Below are 17,756 nucleotides of genomic sequence, written 5' to 3' on the forward strand. Positions count from 1 at the left end.
GCCAGCAGGCCCCCGAGTCACCCTGTGCCCCCCTCAAGTCAAGGGATCAAGGGCTGCTGGGACCGGCGGAAAGCGGCACATTGTCGATGCCCGGGGCGCCAAAAGCCTGTTGCTTGAGAACATGCAACTGGTCGCGCACTTTGGCAGCTTTCTCAAATTCCAGGTTTTTCGCATGTTCGATCATCAGTTTCTCAAGCCGTTTGATTTCCCGGGCGATGTCTTTCTCGCTCATGTCCTCGACCAGGGCTTTCTGGATTTCGAGTTTTTCCGCTTCCTTGCCTGATTTCTCGCTGTAAACCCCGTCAATCAGGTCCTTGATGCGCTTGACGATGCTGCGCGGCGTGATGTCATGCGCCAGGTTGAACGCAATCTGCTTGTTGCGGCGGCGCTCGGTCTCGCCCATCGCTTTTTTCATCGAATCGGTGACGCGGTCGGCATACAGGATGGCGCGGCCATTGAGATTGCGCGCCGCCCGGCCGATCGTCTGGATCAGGCTGCGCTCGGCGCGCAAAAAACCTTCCTTGTCGGCGTCCAGGATGGCCACCAGACTTACCTCGGGAATGTCCAGCCCCTCGCGCAGCAGGTTGATGCCCACCAGCACATCAAAGCTGCCAAGCCGCAGGTCGCGCAGGATTTCCACGCGTTCGACGGTGTCCACATCGCTGTGCAGGTAGCGCACCTTGACGCCGTTGTCGGTCAGGTAGTCGGTCAGCTGCTCGGCCATGCGTTTGGTCAGCGTGGTGATCAGCACGCGTTCGTTCTTGTCCACGCGAATGCGGATTTCCTGCAGCACATCGTCCACCTGGTGGGTGGCCGGTCGCACTTCCACCTCGGGGTCCACCAACCCGGTGGGCCGCACCACCTGCTCAACCACCTTGCCGGCATGTTGCTGTTCGTAAGCGGCCGGCGTGGCCGACACAAAAATCGCCTGGCGCATCTTGGCCTCGAACTCCTCGAACTTCAGCGGCCGGTTGTCCAGCGCGCTCGGCAGGCGAAAGCCGTATTCCACCAGCGTGGTCTTTCGCGCGCGGTCGCCGTTGTACATGGCGTTGAGCTGGCCGATCATCACGTGGCTCTCATCCAGGAACATGATCGCGTCCTTGGGCAGGTAGTCGCACAGCGTCGAGGGCGGCGAGCCCGGCGGCGAGCCGCTCAGATGGCGGGTGTAGTTCTCAATGCCCTTGCAGTGGCCAATTTCGCTAAGCATCTCCAGGTCAAAGCGGGTGCGCTGCTCGATGCGCTGCGCCTCCACCAGCTTGCCGTCGGCAATGAACTGGGCCACCCGCTCGGACAGCTCGAGCTTGATGGTTTCGACCGCGGCCATGACCTTGTCGCGCGGCGTGACGTAGTGGCTCTTGGGGTACACCACAAACCGCGGCACTTTCTGGCGGATGCGGCCGGTCAACGGGTCGAACAGCTGCAACGATTCGATTTCGTCGTCGAACAGCTCAATGCGGATGGCAAGCTCGGAATGCTCCGCCGGAAACACGTCGATCACGTCGCCGCGCACGCGGAAAGTGCCACGCGCGAAGTCCTGGTCATTGCGCGCGTACTGCATGCGGATCAGGCGCGAAATCACATCGCGCTGGTTCATCTTGTCGCCGGAGCGCGCGATGAAACGCATCTGCGTGTAGTCCTCGGGCGCTCCGATGCCGTAAATCGCGCTGACGGTGGCCACGATGATGGTGTCGCGCCGTTCCAGCACACTTTTGGTGGCCGACAGGCGCATCTGCTCGATGTGTTCGTTGATGGCCGAGTCTTTCTCGATGAACAGGTCGCGCTGCGGCACGTAGGCTTCGGGCTGGTAGTAGTCGTAATAACTGACGAAGTACTCCACGGCATTTTTCGGGAAGAACTCGCGAAACTCGCTGTACAGTTGCGCCGCCAGTGTCTTGTTGGGCGCAAACACAATCGCCGGCCGGCCCAGCCGGGCAATCACATTGGCCATGGTGAAGGTTTTGCCCGAGCCGGTCACGCCCAGCAGGGTCTGGAACACCTCGCCGTCGTTGATGCCTTCCACCAGCTGCTCGATGGCCACCGGCTGGTCGCCGGCCGGTGGGTAAGGCATGAAGAGCTCGAAAGGCGAGTCTGGGAAACGCACAAACTCGCCGGCGGCGGGCAATGCAGTTGAATCGGGAATAACTTCAATCAGTTCTGGCATAAAAACTCAATCCTGGCCCGCTAAAATCCGGGGTAACCGAACAGAATACGACATTTGGGCGATGGGCGATTCCCGGAACCGCCGATCACCCCGATGTTTGCGTAACACCCGGTAAACCAGACGGGCTGCCGGGCCGTTAAAAAACACAAACCACCCTATCAGAGGATTTTCATGTCGCTTTTCACCGCCGTCGAGATGGCTCCCCGTGACCCTATATTGGGCCTGAACGAGCAATTCAATGCCGATACCAACCCGAACAAGGTTAACCTCGGTGTCGGCGTCTACTACGACGACAACGGCAAGCTGCCCCTGCTGCAATGTGTGCAGGCCGCCGAAAAAGCCATGATGGAATCGCCCAAGCCGCGCGGCTACCTGCCCATGGACGGGGTGGCTGCCTATGATGCCGCCGTCAAGGCCCTGGTGTTCGGCGCCGACAGCGAGCCGGTGAAAAGCGGGCGCGTGGCCACCGCGCAGGGCATAGGCGGCACCGGCGGCCTGAAGATTGGCGCCGACTTCCTGAAAAAACTCAGCCCGGATGCCAAGGTGCTGATCAGCGACCCGAGCTGGGAGAACCACCGCGCCCTGTTCACCCAGGCCGGATTTGTCGTTGAAAGCTACCCTTACTACGACGCTGCCAAACGCGGTGTCAATTTCGATGGCATGCTGGCTGCGCTGAACGCCGCCCCGGCCGGCACCATCGTCGTACTGCACGCCTGCTGCCACAACCCGACCGGCTACGACATCACCAGCGACCAGTGGGACCAGGTGGTCGCCACCGTCAAGACACGCAACCTGACGGCCTTCCTGGACATGGCTTACCAGGGCTTTGGCCACGGCATCAAGGAAGACGGTGCCGTCATCGGCAAGTTTGTCGCGGCAGGCCTGTCGTTTTTTGTCTCGACGTCGTTTTCCAAGAGCTTCAGCCTGTACGGCGAACGCGTCGGCGCCCTGTCGGTGCTGTGTGAGAGCAAGGACGAAGCCGAGCGCGTGCTGTCGCAGCTCAAGATCGTCATTCGCACCAACTACAGCAACCCGCAGATCCATGGCGCCACCGTGGTCGCCAATGTGCTGAACAACCCGGAACTGCGTGCCTTGTGGGAGAAAGAGCTGGGCGAAATGCGCGTGCGCATCAAGGAAATGCGCCAGAAACTGGTGGACGGGCTGAAAGCCGCCGGCGTGAAGGAAGACATGAGCTTCATCACCCAGCAGATCGGCATGTTCAGCTACTCGGGCCTGACCAAGGACCAGATGGTGCGCCTGCGCAATGAGTTCGGTGTTTACGGCACCGACACCGGCCGCATGTGCGTGGCTGCGCTGAACAGCAAGAACATCGCCCACGTCTGCGCGTCCATCGCCAAGGTGATGTAAATCGGCAGCGTGGAGCTGCAGCAGCGGTTTGTGCGGGACGCACTGAACAACCACTGCAACCGCGTCCTGCTGCAACGCCTTCACGAGCTCGAGCTGCCCGATGCCTGGCTCGTGGGGGGTTGCCTGTTCCAGACTGTCTGGAACCTGCTAGACGGCCGCTCACCCGAATCGGGCATCAAGGACTACGACATCTTTTACTTCGACCCCGGCGATTTGTCGGAGGCTGCAGAACACGCCATCAACCGGCGCGCCCAGGATGCCTTTGCCGAACTGAGCGTGGAGCTGGAAGTCAAAAACCAGGCCCGCGTGCACACCTGGTACCCGGCCTGGTTCGGCCGGCCCTGCCCGCCCCTGCAAAGTGCCTGTGAAGGCATAAACCGCTTCCTGGTGGGTAGCACCAGCGTGGGTTTGCGGCAGCTGGCGGGCCAGACGGTGGTGCACGCGCCTTACGGACTGCGTGACCTGTACGAAGGGGTGCTGCGGGCCAATCCGAGCGTGGACCACGGCAGCCTGTACGAACAGAAAGCCCGTGACTACCAGGCACGCTGGCCCTGGCTGCGGCTGCCTGTGGCTGCAGAAGAGGGTCTGTCAGCCGAAATATTCAGATGAAAAGTGGCTTCAGCCCTTATATGATGGGCGCAAGCGGCTGCAGTATTGATAGCAAATGAAGACCCGGCCTACTCCGCCAGCGCGGCAACAGGATCGTAGAAAAACCGCTCTTCGACAATTTTTTCGCCCTGCCAGCGCTGGTGGGCCAGCTCGTCAATGCGCATGGTCTTGCCCGAGTTCCGGGTGAATTCGAAGACCCAGTGGATCACGACAAAGTCGCCATCGACCAGGAATGACTCGACCGGCAGCGTGCGCATGGCGCTGCAGGCCGCAATCACCGCCCGTTCGTAGGTAACCAGCGTGTCCCGGCCACGGCGCGGCGGCTGGCTGTTTTCCTGCATGCTGGCGTCCGGCGCATAAAACTGCTCGATGGCCTCGACGTAATGGCCCTGCTCCACCATCGCGATGAAGTCCTGGACGGTTTGACGGCTTGGCATGGTGTTCTTCTTTCTTCTAGGGGTACAAAAGGTCAGCCCCAGATCACGGAGCGCATGGAAATCGAACCGAGCTGGAAACTGGTGTTGAAAAAACGCGGCGCTTCGCTGCTGTCCACCGCGCCTGCCGCATACAGCAGCGGCAGGTAATGTTCATGGGTCGGGTGCGCCATCAGGGCCAGCTGGCCCAGCTTCTGGAAGTTCTGCAAGGCATCGAGGTTACCCTGCTGCAGGTAGCCTCCTGTGGTCTGGTCGAATTCCAGTGCCCAGTCGTAGGCCTGGTTGCCCGCGGCGCCGCGCTGGGCCTGGCGCAGGTTGTGCACCATGTTGCCGCTGCCCACGATCAGCACGCCGCGCTCGCGCAGGCCCTTGAGCTGTTTCGCCAGCGCATAGTGCTCGGACGGCGGGCGGCTGTAATCCATGCTCAGCTGCACCACCGGAATGCCGGCCTCGGGAAACATGGGTTTGAGCACAGACCAGGCACCGTGGTCCAGCCCCCAGGCGTCCAGGTCCATACCTAGCGGGGCGGAGCCGCGCTGCCGCACGAAGCGGCTGATCTCGCGTGCGGCAGCCGGCGCGCCGGGCGCCGGGTACTGCTGGTCGAACAGCTCCTGCGGAAAGCCGCCGAAGTCATGAATGGTTTTGGGCTGCTCCATGCCGGTCAGCCACCAGCCTTCTGTCAGCCAATGGGCGGAGATGCACAGAATCAGCTGCGGCGGCGGGTACTTGCTGCCGAATTCCGCACCCAGCGCCTGCCAGCTGCGCCGGTATTCGTTGTCGCCGATCGCATTCATCGGGCTGCCGTGGCCCACGAACAGCACCGGCATGCGGTCGGATTTTTTCAGTGAAGTGAATTCGTCAAGCGCAAGGGCGCCGGTGATTTCGGTCATAAACAGTCCATCAGGTGCAAGGCGGGGCCGGCGGCCAGCGTGCCCAGCGTCGCATTATTCAGGCTTTTGGAACTGTCTGCCCGGTCTGGGGGCCAGCGGGTGCGGCCAGCCCCCTGTCACAGCCCTGTGTCATTTTCCATGGAATGCCCCAAAGAAACACCTTCAGGCGTGTTTGTATTGGTGTTTGCCCTCCATAAATTAATAAGCACACCTGTTATTATTTGTTGCACTGCAGCATATCGTTGTACAAAGGTTCGCCCCATGCTTTATCAAGTTTATGAAACCCAGCGTTCGCTGATGGAGCCGTTTGTCGATTTCGCGCAGGCGGCTGCCAAGCTTTACAACAACCCGCTGTCGCCCTTCAGCCAGAACCCCCTGGCGCAGCGCGCAGCTGCCGGCTACAGCCTGATTTATCGCCTCGGCAAGGACTACGAAAAACCCGCTTTTGGCATCAACCGGGTCGATGTGAATGGCACCAACATCGCCATCCATGAACGCGTGGAGCTGGACAAACCCTTTTGCGAGTTGCGCCGCTTCAAGCGTTTCACCGATGATCCGGCGACGCTGACCCAGCTCAAGGGCGAGCCGGCGGTGCTGATCGTGGCGCCGCTGTCGGGCCACTATGCCACCCTGCTGCGCGAGACGGTGCGCAGCATGCTCAAGGACCACAAGGTCTACATCACCGACTGGAAAAACGCACGCACCGTGCCGCTGTCCGAAGGTGCTTTCCACCTGGACGACTACGTCAACTACGTGCAGGAGTTCATCCGGCACCTGCAGGCCACCTATGGCAACTGTCACGTCATCAGCGTCTGCCAGCCCACGGTGCCGGTGCTGGCCGCCGTGTCGCTGATGGCCTCGCGCGGGGAGCTGACGCCCCTGAGCATGACCATGATGGGCGGACCGATCGACGCGCGAAAGTCGCCGACGGCGGTCAACAACCTGGCCATGAACAAAAGCTTCGAATGGTTCGAGAACAACGTGATTTACCGCGTTCCCAGCAATTTTCCGGGTGCCGGCCGCCGTGTCTACCCGGGCTTCCTGCAGCACACCGGCTTTGTCGCGATGAACCCGGATCGCCATGCCAGCAGCCACTACGATTATTTCAAGGACCTGCTCAAGGGCGACGACGCCAGCACCGAAGCCCATGTCAAGTTCTACGACGAGTACAACGCCGTGCTGGACATGGATGCCGACTACTACCTCGACACCATCAAGACGGTGTTCCAGGAATTCAAGCTGGTCAACGGCACATGGGACGTGCGGTCCGTGGACGGCAAGCTCGAACGGGTTCGCCCGCAGGACATCAAGACGACAGCACATTTCACGGTGGAAGGCGAACTGGACGACATCTCCGGCTCCGGCCAGACCGAAGCCGCCCACGCCCTCTGCTACAACGTGCCCAAGGCGCGCCAGAAGCACCTGGAAGTCAAGGGCGCAGGCCACTACGGCATCTTCAGCGGGCGCCGCTGGCGCGAGGTCGTTTACCCGCAGGTCAAGGCCTTTATTGCCGCGCACCATCCCGCGTCGCTGCAGGCAGCCGTCGCCGCCAGCGACACACCGCTGGCCCCCAAAAAGAAGGCTGCAAGGCGCAAGTGAACGGGCTGGCCGCACGCATTCACGCTGCCCTGCCCCAGACCCAGTGCACGCGTTGCGGCTACCCTGACTGCGCGGCCTACGCGCAGGCCATCGCCGGGGGCGAGGCCGACATCAACCAGTGCCCGCCCGGCGGCGCGGAAGGTATTGCGCGCCTGGCCCTGATCACCGGCCGGCCGGCAAGCGCTCTCAACCCCGACAACGGCAGCGAAGGCCCGCGCCAGCTCGCCGTCATTGACGAAACCTGGTGCATAGGCTGCACCCTGTGCCTGGACGCCTGCCCGGTGGATGCCATCCTGGGCAGCAACAAACTCATGCACACCGTGATCGAGCCTTGTTGCACCGGCTGCGAGCTGTGCATCCCGGTCTGCCCGGTCGACTGCATCAGCCTGGAAAACGTCACCGGGGAACGCACCGGCTGGGCCGCCTGGTCGGAAGCCGACGCCGCATTGGCCCTCAAACGCTATGAAATACATAGCTATCGGCGCATACAGGACGAGGGCAAACACCAGAAATGGCTTGAAGAAAAAGCCGAGGCCGCGCTGGCCGACCTGCCCGGGCATTCACAACACACCGACCCTGCCGTGCTGGACCAGAAACGCGCCGTGATTGAAGCGGCTCTGGCGCGTGCACGCGCCAGGCGCGACCCGGGAAAAAACAGCGGCTAGCCCGCAGCGGCCGGCGCGGTAGCACCCGCGTCAACCCAGCGCGTCGTTGACCGAATCGCGAAACTCGGCCAGGCTGACCGCGCTGTCGATCTCGCGCGGCAAGGCATCGCGGATTGAAAAAACACCCAGGATTTTCCCGGCTGACGAAACAATCGGCAAATGCCGGAACCCGCGCTCCAGCAGGATGAGCACCGCATCGGACACAGCCATCTCGGGCACGACACACAGGGGCTTGGGCGTCATCACCTCGGACACCGGTGTCTTCTCAGCATCCAGGGCCCTGGCCAGCACGCGGGTCATCAGGTCGCGCTCGGTCAGGATGCCCTGCATCACGCCCGTACTGTCAATGACCAACACGCTGCCGCAATTGGCCTTGGTCATGACGCGTGCGGCCTCCAGCACGCTTGCCTGTGGTGCCAGGCTCACCACATGCCGGTGCGGAATGGATTGAAAGACGGTGCGTTCAGCCATGGTGTCCCCTCGTCCGGTTGCCAGGAAAAAATCAGCGCAGGGAGGTATTGAGCTTGTCCAGCACGCGCGCACCCGGACAGAGCTGTTTCGCGTCCAGCTTGTTGAGCGGGGTGTCGCTGGTATTGAGCGCCACGTGCAGGTCGGTCACCAGCTTGTCCACATACAGCAGCCCGGTGACAACTTCACCGCGCGCCTGGTGCGCATTCATGTAGCTCAGGGCGGCATAACGATCGGTCGGGTCGTAGTCTGCCTGGAGCTTGCGAAAGCGCAGGCTGGAGCCGTCGTGCTGGACCACCTCGATCACCTCTCCCGGCGCGTAGCTGGCGGTAATCTCGTCGCGCCCGGTGATGAAGTCGATGCGGTTGACCGACTCGTTGTGCTCGCGCACGTAGTCGTAGCTCTTGGTGCTGCCGGCATGGTTGTTGAAGGCCACGCAGGGGCTGATGATGTCGATGAAGGCCGCGCCGCCATGGCCAATGGCACCCTTGATCAGCGGTACCAGCTGGGCCTTGTCGCCCGAGAACCCGCGGGCCACGTAGGTTGCCCCCAGTTGCAGGGCCAGGGCCACCAGGTCCACCGGGCTGTCGCTGTTGACTACCCCTTTCTTGCTTTTCGAGCCCTGGTCGGCCGTCGCCGAAAACTGCCCCTTGGTCAGGCCGTAGACGCCGTTGTTCTCGACGAGATAAACCATGTTGACGCCGCGCCGCATCGCATGGGCAAACTGGCCCAGGCCGATCGAAGCCGAGTCGCCGTCCCCCGACACGCCGAGGTAGAGCAGGTCGCGGTTGGCCAGGTTGGCACCGGTCAGCACCGAAGGCATGCGGCCGTGCACGGTGTTGAAGCCGTGCGAGGCACCGAGAAAATAGTCCGGCGTCTTGGAGCTGCAGCCTATGCCCGAGAGCTTGGCGACGCGGTGCGGCTCGATGTCGAGTTCCCAGCAGGCCTGGATGATGGCCGCCGAAATCGAGTCGTGCCCGCAGCCAGCGCACAGGGTGGAAATTTTCCCTTCGTAGTCGCGCCGGGTGTAGCCGACCTTGTTGACGGTCAGCGAAGGATGATGCAGCCGCGGTTTGGCCAGATAGGTCATGACAGTTCCCTGGATATTTGTTGCACCGCCGCTCCGGCTTGCACATGTTGCGTGATGGCGCTGGTGATGAATCGCGCGGTGATCGGCGTGCCGTCGTAGTGCAGCACACGCACCAGGCGCGCCGGATCGACATCGAGTTCGTTGACCAGCAGGCAATGCATCTGTGCATCGCGGTTCTGTTCGACCACAAACACCTTGTCATGCGCAGCAATGAACTGCGCCACGATGGCCGGAAACGGGAAAGCGCGCAACCGCATGGCATCCAGATCAATGCCCGCCTCGCCCAGCACATCCAGGGCTTCGCCCATGGCCGGGCTGGTGGAACCAAAGTAAATAACGCCCAACGGGGTCTTGCGTGCCGCGGGGCGCAGCACCGGTTGCGGCACCAGCGTGGCAGCGGTTTCGAACTTCTTCAGCAGCCGCTGCACGTTGTAGATGTAATCCGGGCCGCGCTCCGAATACTGCGCGTAGGCATTGCGCGTGGTGCCGCGCGTGAAATAGCTGCCCTTGCTGGGGTGCGTTCCCGGCAGGGTGCGCCAGGGGATGCCGTCGCCGTCCACGTCCTTGTAGCGGCCAAAGTCTTTTCCCGCCTCCAGCTCTTCGGCACTCATCACCTTGCCGCGGTCGTAGCTCCGGCTGTCGTCCCAGGCAAAGGGCTCGCACAGGCGCTGATTCATGCCGATGTCCAGGTCGGTCATCACAAACACCGGCGTCTGCAGGCGTTCCGCCAGGTCCAGCGCAGCCGCCGCGTGCTCGAAACATTCATGCGGGTCTTCGGGCAGCAGCAGCACATGTTTCGTGTCGCCGTGCGACGCATAGGCGCAGGAGATCAGGTCTGCCTGCTGCGTGCGCGTCGGCATGCCGGTGGACGGGCCGCCGCGCTGCACATTGATGATGGTGACCGGTATCTCGGCGAAGTAGGCCAGTCCGAGAAATTCGGTCATCAACGACACGCCCGGGCCCGAGGTGGCAGTGAAGGCGCGCGCACCGTTCCACCCCGCCCCCACCACCATGCCGATGGAGGCGATTTCATCTTCCGCCTGCACGATCGCGTAGTTGTTCCGGCCGGTGTCCGGGTCCACCCGGTATTTGGCGCAGTAGGACTGGAAGGCCTCGGCCACCGAGGAAGACGGCGTGATCGGGTACCAGGCCGCCACCGTGGCACCGCCATACACACACCCCAGGGCCGCGGCGCTGTTGCCATCGACAAAAATCTTGCGGCCGACCTGGTCACTGCGCTGCACGCGTATGCCCAGCGGCGCCTCCAGGTGTTCACTGGCGAAATCACGCCCCAGATGCAGCGCCTGCACATTGGAAGCCATCAGTTTTTCCTTGCCCTTGTATTGTTCGCCGAACAGTTTCTCGATGACCGCCGATTCAATTTCCAGCAGCACCGACAGCGCGCCCACATACACGATGTTCTTGAAAAGCTGGCGCTGGCGCGGGTCGCTGTAGACGGCGTTGCAGATCTCGGTCAGCGGCATGCCGATGACATGGATGTCCTCGCGGAACTTCGAGGCGGGCATGGGCCGCGTGCTGTCGTAAAACAGGTAGCCGCCCGGCTCCAGCTCGGCCACGTCGGCGTCCCAGGTCTGCGGGTTCATCGCCACCATCATGTCGATGCCGCCGCGCCGGCCCTGGTAGCCCTTGTCGCTGACACGCGCCTCGTACCAGGTCGGCAGGCCCTGGATGTTGCTGGGGAAGATATTGCGCGGGCTGACCGGCACACCCATGCGCAAAATGGCCTTGGCAAACAGCTCGTTGGCCGAGGCCGAACCCGAGCCGTTGACATTGGCGAACTTGATCACGAAATCGTTGACGGCTTCTATTCTTTTTTTCATGCTGGCACCCCTGCTGCGCGGTCGGCAGCCTTGTTGGCATCCCGACAGGACGGCCCGGCCTGCGTGGTCTGCAGCAAAAACTTCTGCATGTCCCAGGCCCCGGTGGGGCAGCGTTCCGCGCACAGGCCGCAATGCAGGCAGACATCCTCGTCCTTGACCATCACGCGGCCGGTCTTGAGCTCGCCCGATACATACAGGTCCTGCGCCAGGTTCAGCGCCGGCGCCTTCAGCCGTGTGCGCAGGTCGGCCTCTTCGCCGTTGGCGGTGAAACTGATGCAGTCCATCGGGCAGACGTCCACACAGGCATCGCACTCGATGCAGGCCGGCGCAGCAAACACCGTCTGCACGTCGCAGTTCAGGCAGCGCCCGGCTTCCTTGAAGGCGGTTGCCGCGTCGAAGCCCAGCTCCACCTCGACACGGATGCTGGCCAGTGCAATTTCCGCCTTGGCCCAGGGCACCTTGAAGCGGGTATCGCCGGAGGTGTCGTTGTCGTAGCTCCACTCGTGAATGCCCATCTTGGTGGACATCAGGTTGGTCATGGGGTCGGGCCGGCTGCTGATGTCTTCGCCGTGAAGGAACCGGTCGATCGACACCGCAGCCTCATGCCCGTGCGCCACCGCCGTGATGATGTTTTTCGGGCCAAAGGCGGAATCGCCGCCGAAAAAGACGGACGGCAAGCTGGACTGGAAGGTCTCCTTGTTCAAGACCGGCAAGCCCCACTCGTCAAACGTGATGCCGCTCTGGCGCTCGATCCAGGGAAAGGCGTTTTCCTGGCCGACGGCAATTAGCACCGAGTCGCACTCGATCAGCACGTCGGGCTCGCCCGTCGGCACCAGGCTGCGTTTGCCTTTGGCGTCATACACCGCCTTGACCACTTCGAAATACATGCCGGTCAGCATGCCTTTGTCGTGCTCGAAGGACTTGGGCACATGGAAATTGATGATGGGAATACCTTCGTGCTGGGCATCTTCCTTCTCCCAGGGAGATGCTTTCATTTCGTCGAAACCGCTGCGCACGATCACCTTCACATCGGTGCCGCCCAGGCGCCTGGCCGAGCGGCAACAGTCCATGGCCGTGTTGCCGCCGCCAAGCACGATGACGCGTTTGCCTATCGTCGTGATGTGGCCGAAGGACACCGAGGCCAGCCAGTCGATGCCGATGTGGATGTTTTCCGTAATCTCCTGGCGGCCCGGCAGCTTCAGGTCGCGCCCGCGCGGCGCGCCGCAGCCGACAAACACCGCGTCGTAGCCCTGGGCCAGCAGGCCTTTCATGGACTCGATGCGCTGGCCGCTTCTGAACTGGACACCCAGGTCCAGGATGTAGCCGGTTTCTTCATCGATCACCGATTCGGGCAGGCGAAAACGCGGGATCTGCGTGCGAATGAAACCGCCGGCCTTGGCCTCGCCGTCAAATACCGTGACCTCATAACCCAGGGGCGCCAGGTCGCGCGCGACAGTCAATGAGGCCGGCCCCGCACCTACGCAGGCAATCCGCTTGCCATTTTTGGGTGCGAGTTTGGGCATGCGCTGGCGCACATCGTTTTTCATGTCGGCCGCCACCCGTTTGAGGCGGCAGATGGCCACCGGTTCCGGATGCTCGCCGTTGTTCTCCTCGACGCGGCTGCGCCGGCAGGCCGGCTCACAGGGGCGGTCACAGGTCCGGCCCAGAATGCCCGGAAACACATTCGACACCCAGTTGACCATGTAGGCGTCGCTGTAGCGGCCCTGGCCGATCAGGCGTATGTATTCAGGAACGGGGGTATGGGCGGGACAGGCCCATTGGCAATCAACGACCTTGTGGAAATAGGACGGATTGGCTGCGTTGGTTGGCTGCAAGTGCTGTCTCCTTGCCCCCTTCTACACGCATCACCGGCCAGGAGGCCAAGCCAGTTTACGCCCCGCTTCGCTCTGTGCGCTCTCGGGTGAATCCCTCAGTTCGGAAGAAGTCTGTACCGCAGCCCTGCGGTCTCAGCCCACCACCAGGTTCTTGTACACGCCGCAGCCCACAAAGACGTCGTCGACCTGCTGCACAAAAGACATCTTGGCCTGAACCTTGCCCGTGGTCGGGTTGGTGATGCCGTATTCGACCCAGCCCGGCTCGTGGCTGGCCTGCTCGATGATGGACTGGAGCAGCCCGTCGCCGTCGATGCCTGCGATGTCCTGTACATGCGTGCCGACCTTGGACGGGTTGCCGCCAAAAGCCAGGTAGGTACCCTGGTCGTCGAGCGCAAACACATACATGTCGCGGTCGTGAAATGCCTTGGCGGGCTGGGTCAGGTCGCGCAGGAATGCTTCTTTCGATGTGTGCTGGCGGTGCGCGACGGCGCGCTCCACCAGCGCCACCGCCTCCTCGGCCGAACCCTGCTGCAGCTTGAAAGACGCCACCGACTGCACCAGCGTGCCGGCCCGCGCCTCCAGGTTGACGGCCTGGTTGACGGCACGCCCCACCATCCTTGCATTGCTCTGCGTGATCTCGTCGAGCTGGCGCACGGCCGAGGTGATTTCGGTCAGGCCCGTGCTCTGCTCGGCGCTGGAGGCCGATATCTGCGACATGTTCGCCGCCACATCCCGGATGCCCGAGACGATTTCAGTCATGTTCGCGCCTGCCGCCCGGATTTTTTCCGCACTGGCCGCCACCTGCCCCGAGGACACCCCGATCAACTGGCGGATTTCGCGGGCCGAATCGGCCGAGCGCTGCGCCAGGGAACGGACTTCGCTGGCAACCACGGCAAAACCTCGGCCCGATTCCCCGGCACGGGCCGCCTCCACCGCCGCATTGAGCGCCAGGATGTTGGTCTGGAACGCCAGCCCGTCAATCACCCCGACGATGTCGCCCATGCGCTTGGCACTGCCCTGCACAGCCTCCACCGCCTCAATTGCCTGGGCCATGGTGGATGCGCCCTGGTCGGCCAGGTCCCGGACACCGGCCGCCTGGCTGCTGGCCTGGCCGGCCGCCTGGGCATTGTTCTGTACGGTGGAAGACAGCTGGGCAACGCTGGCTGCCGTCTGCTCCAGGCTGGCCGCCTGCTGCTCGGTACGGTCCGACAGCTCGCGGTTGCCGACGGCCAGGCTCTGACCTGAATGGGCCACAAAAGCGGCGTTGCTGCGCACATTGGCCACCATGGCGGAAACCGTCGCCCCGATGCTGGCCATGGCCTGGGCCAATTGACCCAGTTCATCGCGGCTGCGCGCCGGCAGCGCCACGCGCAAATCACCCCGCACCACCTGGTCCATGGCCTGCACCACCTGCTCCAGGTCATCCACCAGGCTTCGGTAAAAGGCAGTCAGCACATAAGCGGACACCAGCAGGCAGGCACCGGCCAGCCAGGCCATCAGTGCCGTGCCGGCACCGGTGGGCCGGGCGATCAGGTACTGGGTCAGCACTGCAACCGGCAGCGCCATCGACACGACCGCCAGCAGCAGGCATTTGCCTGCAAGCCGCAGGCGCCGCATCAGCCACAGGCCGGGCCGCATGAAAACTCGCATCATGGGAATCTCAATCATTGAATGGCTGGGGGGCGCCCAGGCGGGCGGTTCTCGAAATCGCGAAACAGCGCCATGGCCATCGCGCGCAGGGTGTCGTCATCGGTGCAATGGGCGCTGGCCAATTGCCGCAAGGCGTAACGGTGGTCGCAGCGCATCATGGTGCTGCTGATCCACTCGCCATGGCTGGCCATACGCAGGGCAAATGCCTGCAACAGGTCGGATGGCGCGCTGTCGGGGCGGCAGCCTGGCGCCGGCCAGAGGAAATCGGCCGCTGCCGCTGGCAGGCTGACGCTTAGATCCTTGAATTGCATGGCAAGCTCCTGAGTGGACTTACCAGAGACTAAGGCAATGCCGGAAAAGCCAATACCGGAAAAGAAGGCACAAGTGCGCTCATTTCAGGACAAGCACGGACGCCTCAGGACCGTGCCCGCTGACCGGAAGCCCCCTTCCTTGTCCCGTCTGCCCGCAGTTCAGGACGTCCCGGCAAGCCGGGCAAAAGCCTGAACCACCTCGAGCGGGGCCTGCACCATTTCAATCAGCACACCCTCGCCTGAGACGGGAAACTCGTCATTGGCCTTGGGATGCAAAAAGCAGATGTCAAACCCGGCAGCGCCCCGGCGGATGCCGCCCGGCGCAAACCGCACGCCTTGGGCCGTGAGCCACGCCACCGCCTTGGGCAGGTCGTCGATCCAGAGACCGACATGGTTCAGGGGGGTTGTGTGCACAGCCGGTTTTTTGTCCGGGTCCAGCGGCTGCATCAGGTCCACCTCGACCTTGAACGGGCCGCTGCCGATGGCGCAAATGTCTTCGTCCACATTCTCGCGCTCGCTGCGAAAAGTGCCGGTGACTTCCAGGCCCAGCATGTCCACCCAGAGTTTTTGCAGGCGCTGCTTGTCGGTGCCGCCAATGGCGATCTGCTGGATACCCAAGACCTTAAACGGACGCGTCATACGAACTCCACAATCGGCTGATCCACGGACAAAGACTCGCCCTTGCCCGCCAGCACCTTGCCCACCACGCCGTCGGCCGTGGCGAACAGCACGTTTTCCATCTTCATGGCTTCGATCACGGCCACACGTTCGCCGGCCTGCACTTTCTGCCCCGGCTGCACGGCCACCTCGACCAGCAGGCCGGGCATGGGCGACAGCACATAACGGCTCATGTCGGGCGGCGCCTTGTAGGGCATCAGGGCATGGAGCCTGGCGGCGCGCGGCGACAGCACCATGGCGTCCAGCCGCGTGCCATTGTGCGCGATGCGGATCGCCAGCGGGTTCCTGATGGAACCGTGGCCCGCGCCGCGTTCGACCTGCGCGGCAAACGGCTGGCCGTTGACAGTGCCGCGGATGCGGGCGCCGCCGAGGTGCCAGCTGCTACATATTTCATAGCTGCCTGCGCCCGTGTCCACTCGGCTGGAGCCCGATTGGGCTTGATAGTCCCGCACCGTCACGGGATGCGCCTCGTTGTTCCCGCCGGCGCCCAAGCCGATGACCACGAACTCCTCACCCACCGTCACGCCGTGGCCGGGCAACTGGCCGCTGATGCCTGCGGCGCGCCCGAGCATGCGGCGGTTCACGTAGGCTGCCAGCGCCACCAGGAAAGCCGGGTCGTCGTGCGGCACGTCTTCGGCACGGAAACCCTGGCTGTAGTTTTCGGCAATGAAACCCGTGTTGAAGTCACCGGCCACAAATTTCGGATGAGCGAGCAGCGCCGACTGGAACGGAATGTTGCTGCTGATACCGCGGATCACAAACGCATTGAGTGCCTCGCGCATCTTCGCAATCGCGTCGTTGCGGTCCCGGCCGTGCACGATGAGCTTGGCAATCATCGAGTCGTAAAACATCGGGATCTCGCCGCCGTCCTGCACGCCGGTATCCACGCGCACGCCGAAAAGCTGCGCCGTGTCCGCCGCAAACATGGTCTCCTTGGGCGGCTGAAAACGCACCAGCCGACCCGTGGAGGGCAAAAAGCTGCGGAAAGGGTCTTCGGCATTGATGCGGCATTCGATGGCCCAGCCATTGCGCTGCACATCCTTTTGCGCCAGCGGCAGCTTCTCGCCGGCTGCCACACGAATCATCAGCTCCACCAGGTCCAGGCCGGTGATGCATTCCGTGACCGGGTGCTCGACCTGCAGGCGCGTGTTCATCTCGAGGAAATAAAAGCTCTGGTCATTCCCAACCACGAACTCCACCGTGCCGGCGCTCTGGTACTTCACGGCCTTGGCCAGCGCAACGGCCTGCTCACCCATGGCCTGGCGCGTGACGTCGCTGATGAAGGGCGACGGCGCCTCCTCGATCACCTTTTGGTGCCGGCGCTGGATCGAGCATTCGCGCTCGTTCAGATAAATCACGTTGCCCTGGCTGTCGCCGATCAGCTGGATCTCGATGTGGCGCGGTTCCTCGACAAACTTCTCGATGAAAACGCGGTCGTCGCCAAAGCTGCTACGCGCTTCGTTGCGGCAGGAGGTGAAGCCTTCGAAAGCTTCCTTGTCGTTGAAGGCCACCCGCAAGCCCTTGCCGCCGCCGCCGGCGCTGGCCTTGATCATCACCGGATAACCGATGCTTTTGGCAATCTCGACGGCTTTTTCAGCGGTCTCGATCGCGTCGTTGACACCGGGAATGCAATTGACGCCCGCCGCACCGGCGAGCTTCTTGGATTCGATCTTGTCGCCCATGGCGGCAATCGAATAATGTTTGGGGCCGATGAACACAATGCCCTCTTCTTCCACGCGTTTGGCAAAGCCGGCGTTTTCGCTGAGGAAACCGTAGCCCGGATGCACCGCCTGCGCACCGGTCTGTTTGCAGGCGGCAATGATCTTGTCGGCCTGCAAATAACTGTCGCGGCTCGGCGCCGGGCCGATGTGCACGGCCTCATCGGCCAGTTCCACATGGCGCGCATCCTTGTCGGCGTCCGAATACACGGCAACCGTCTTGATGCCCATCTTGCGGGCGGTGAGGATGACGCGGCAGGCGATTTCACCCCGATTCGCTATCAGTATCTTTTCAAACATACGCCTTCTCCATCGGGGTGAAATCGCCTGCATGCACTTCGTGCATCAGGCAACGTAGCTGCGCTGCTGCGCCGCTTCGCGGCTGGTCACCGCGGTTGGCGATCAGGATCTTGGTGAACATAAGAAGTACTTTCTGCTA

At 62.8% G+C, this 17,756-nt stretch carries 16 protein-coding genes; 4 read left to right on the forward strand and 12 right to left on the reverse strand.

Annotated features, from left to right (window positions below; all coding sequences use genetic code 11):
• Positions 1-46: 46 nt before the first annotated feature.
• Entirely contained in the window at positions 47-2,161 is a 2,115-nt protein-coding gene (gene uvrB, locus WA904_RS08410) for an excinuclease ABC subunit UvrB (RefSeq protein WP_425196667.1), read from the reverse strand.
• Positions 2,162-2,332: 171 nt separating this feature from the next.
• Here uvrB and WA904_RS08415 point away from each other — a divergent pair, with 171 nt between their 5' ends.
• Both WA904_RS08415 and WA904_RS08420 read left to right on the forward strand, forming a co-directional pair.
• Positions 2,333-3,529, forward strand: coding sequence for an amino acid aminotransferase (locus tag WA904_RS08415; RefSeq protein WP_425196668.1), 1,197 nt, complete (start codon positions 2,333-2,335; stop codon positions 3,527-3,529).
• A gap of 30 nt (positions 3,530-3,559) precedes the next feature.
• Positions 3,560-4,138: a nucleotidyltransferase family protein gene (locus WA904_RS08420; protein ID WP_425196669.1), complete on the forward strand. Its 579-nt coding sequence runs from the start codon at positions 3,560-3,562 to the stop codon at positions 4,136-4,138.
• Positions 4,139-4,206: 68 nt separating this feature from the next.
• Here WA904_RS08420 and WA904_RS08425 read toward each other — a convergent pair whose 3' ends face one another.
• Positions 4,207-4,575 (reverse strand): nuclear transport factor 2 family protein, encoded by a 369-nt coding sequence (locus WA904_RS08425; protein WP_425196670.1) that lies wholly within the window; start codon positions 4,573-4,575, stop codon positions 4,207-4,209.
• Positions 4,576-4,607: 32 nt separating this feature from the next.
• Positions 4,608-5,462, reverse strand: a complete 855-nt coding sequence (gene ygiD, locus WA904_RS08430; RefSeq protein ID WP_425196671.1) for a 4,5-DOPA dioxygenase extradiol — start codon at positions 5,460-5,462, stop codon at positions 4,608-4,610.
• Positions 5,463-5,723: 261 nt separating this feature from the next.
• On the opposite strand from ygiD, the gene WA904_RS08435 reads away from it, so the two are divergent.
• A complete protein-coding gene (locus WA904_RS08435; RefSeq protein WP_425196672.1) occupies positions 5,724-7,061 on the forward strand; it encodes a polyhydroxyalkanoate depolymerase in 1,338 nt (445 codons plus the stop codon).
• Positions 7,058-7,726 (forward strand): electron transport complex subunit RsxB, encoded by a 669-nt coding sequence (gene rsxB / locus WA904_RS08440; protein ID WP_425196673.1) that lies wholly within the window; start codon positions 7,058-7,060, stop codon positions 7,724-7,726. The genes WA904_RS08435 and rsxB overlap by 4 nt, the downstream gene beginning before the upstream one ends.
• 30 nt (positions 7,727-7,756) lie before the next feature.
• On the opposite strand, the gene WA904_RS08445 is transcribed toward rsxB, so the two are convergent.
• The 9 genes from WA904_RS08445 to WA904_RS08485 all read right to left on the reverse strand — a co-directional run bounded on the left by WA904_RS08445 (position 7,757) and on the right by WA904_RS08485 (position 17,738).
• Positions 7,757-8,197 (reverse strand): cyclic nucleotide-binding/CBS domain-containing protein, encoded by a 441-nt coding sequence (locus WA904_RS08445; protein ID WP_425196674.1) that lies wholly within the window; start codon positions 8,195-8,197, stop codon positions 7,757-7,759.
• 31 nt (positions 8,198-8,228) lie between these two features.
• Positions 8,229-9,284 (reverse strand): 2-oxoacid:ferredoxin oxidoreductase subunit beta, encoded by a 1,056-nt coding sequence (locus WA904_RS08450; RefSeq protein ID WP_425196675.1) that lies wholly within the window; start codon positions 9,282-9,284, stop codon positions 8,229-8,231.
• Positions 9,281-11,125, reverse strand: a complete 1,845-nt coding sequence (locus tag WA904_RS08455) for a 2-oxoacid:acceptor oxidoreductase subunit alpha (protein WP_425196676.1) — start codon at positions 11,123-11,125, stop codon at positions 9,281-9,283. Before WA904_RS08455 ends, WA904_RS08450 begins: the two co-directional genes overlap by 4 nt.
• Entirely contained in the window at positions 11,122-12,960 is a 1,839-nt protein-coding gene (locus WA904_RS08460; RefSeq protein WP_425196677.1) for an FAD-dependent oxidoreductase, read from the reverse strand. Before WA904_RS08460 ends, WA904_RS08455 begins: the two co-directional genes overlap by 4 nt.
• A gap of 132 nt (positions 12,961-13,092) precedes the next feature.
• Positions 13,093-14,613 (reverse strand): methyl-accepting chemotaxis protein, encoded by a 1,521-nt coding sequence (locus WA904_RS08465; protein WP_425196678.1) that lies wholly within the window; start codon positions 14,611-14,613, stop codon positions 13,093-13,095.
• Positions 14,614-14,624: 11 nt separating this feature from the next.
• Positions 14,625-14,921, reverse strand: coding sequence for a hypothetical protein (locus WA904_RS08470; RefSeq protein ID WP_425196679.1), 297 nt, complete (start codon positions 14,919-14,921; stop codon positions 14,625-14,627).
• Positions 14,922-15,080: 159 nt separating this feature from the next.
• Positions 15,081-15,560, reverse strand: coding sequence for a VOC family protein (locus tag WA904_RS08475; RefSeq protein ID WP_425196680.1), 480 nt, complete (start codon positions 15,558-15,560; stop codon positions 15,081-15,083).
• Complete coding sequence (locus tag WA904_RS08480) at positions 15,557-17,617, reverse strand: acetyl-CoA carboxylase biotin carboxylase subunit (protein ID WP_425196681.1); 2,061 nt, start codon at positions 17,615-17,617, stop codon at positions 15,557-15,559. The genes WA904_RS08475 and WA904_RS08480 overlap by 4 nt, the downstream gene beginning before the upstream one ends.
• On the reverse strand, positions 17,610-17,738 hold the full coding sequence (locus WA904_RS08485; protein ID WP_425196682.1) for a hypothetical protein: 129 nt from the start codon (positions 17,736-17,738) through the stop codon (positions 17,610-17,612). The genes WA904_RS08480 and WA904_RS08485 overlap by 8 nt, the downstream gene beginning before the upstream one ends.
• Positions 17,739-17,756 lie beyond the last annotated feature (18 nt).

It is taken from the genome of Polaromonas sp. (assembly GCF_049790275.1).
GTDB lineage: Bacteria > Pseudomonadota > Gammaproteobacteria > Burkholderiales > Burkholderiaceae_C > Polaromonas.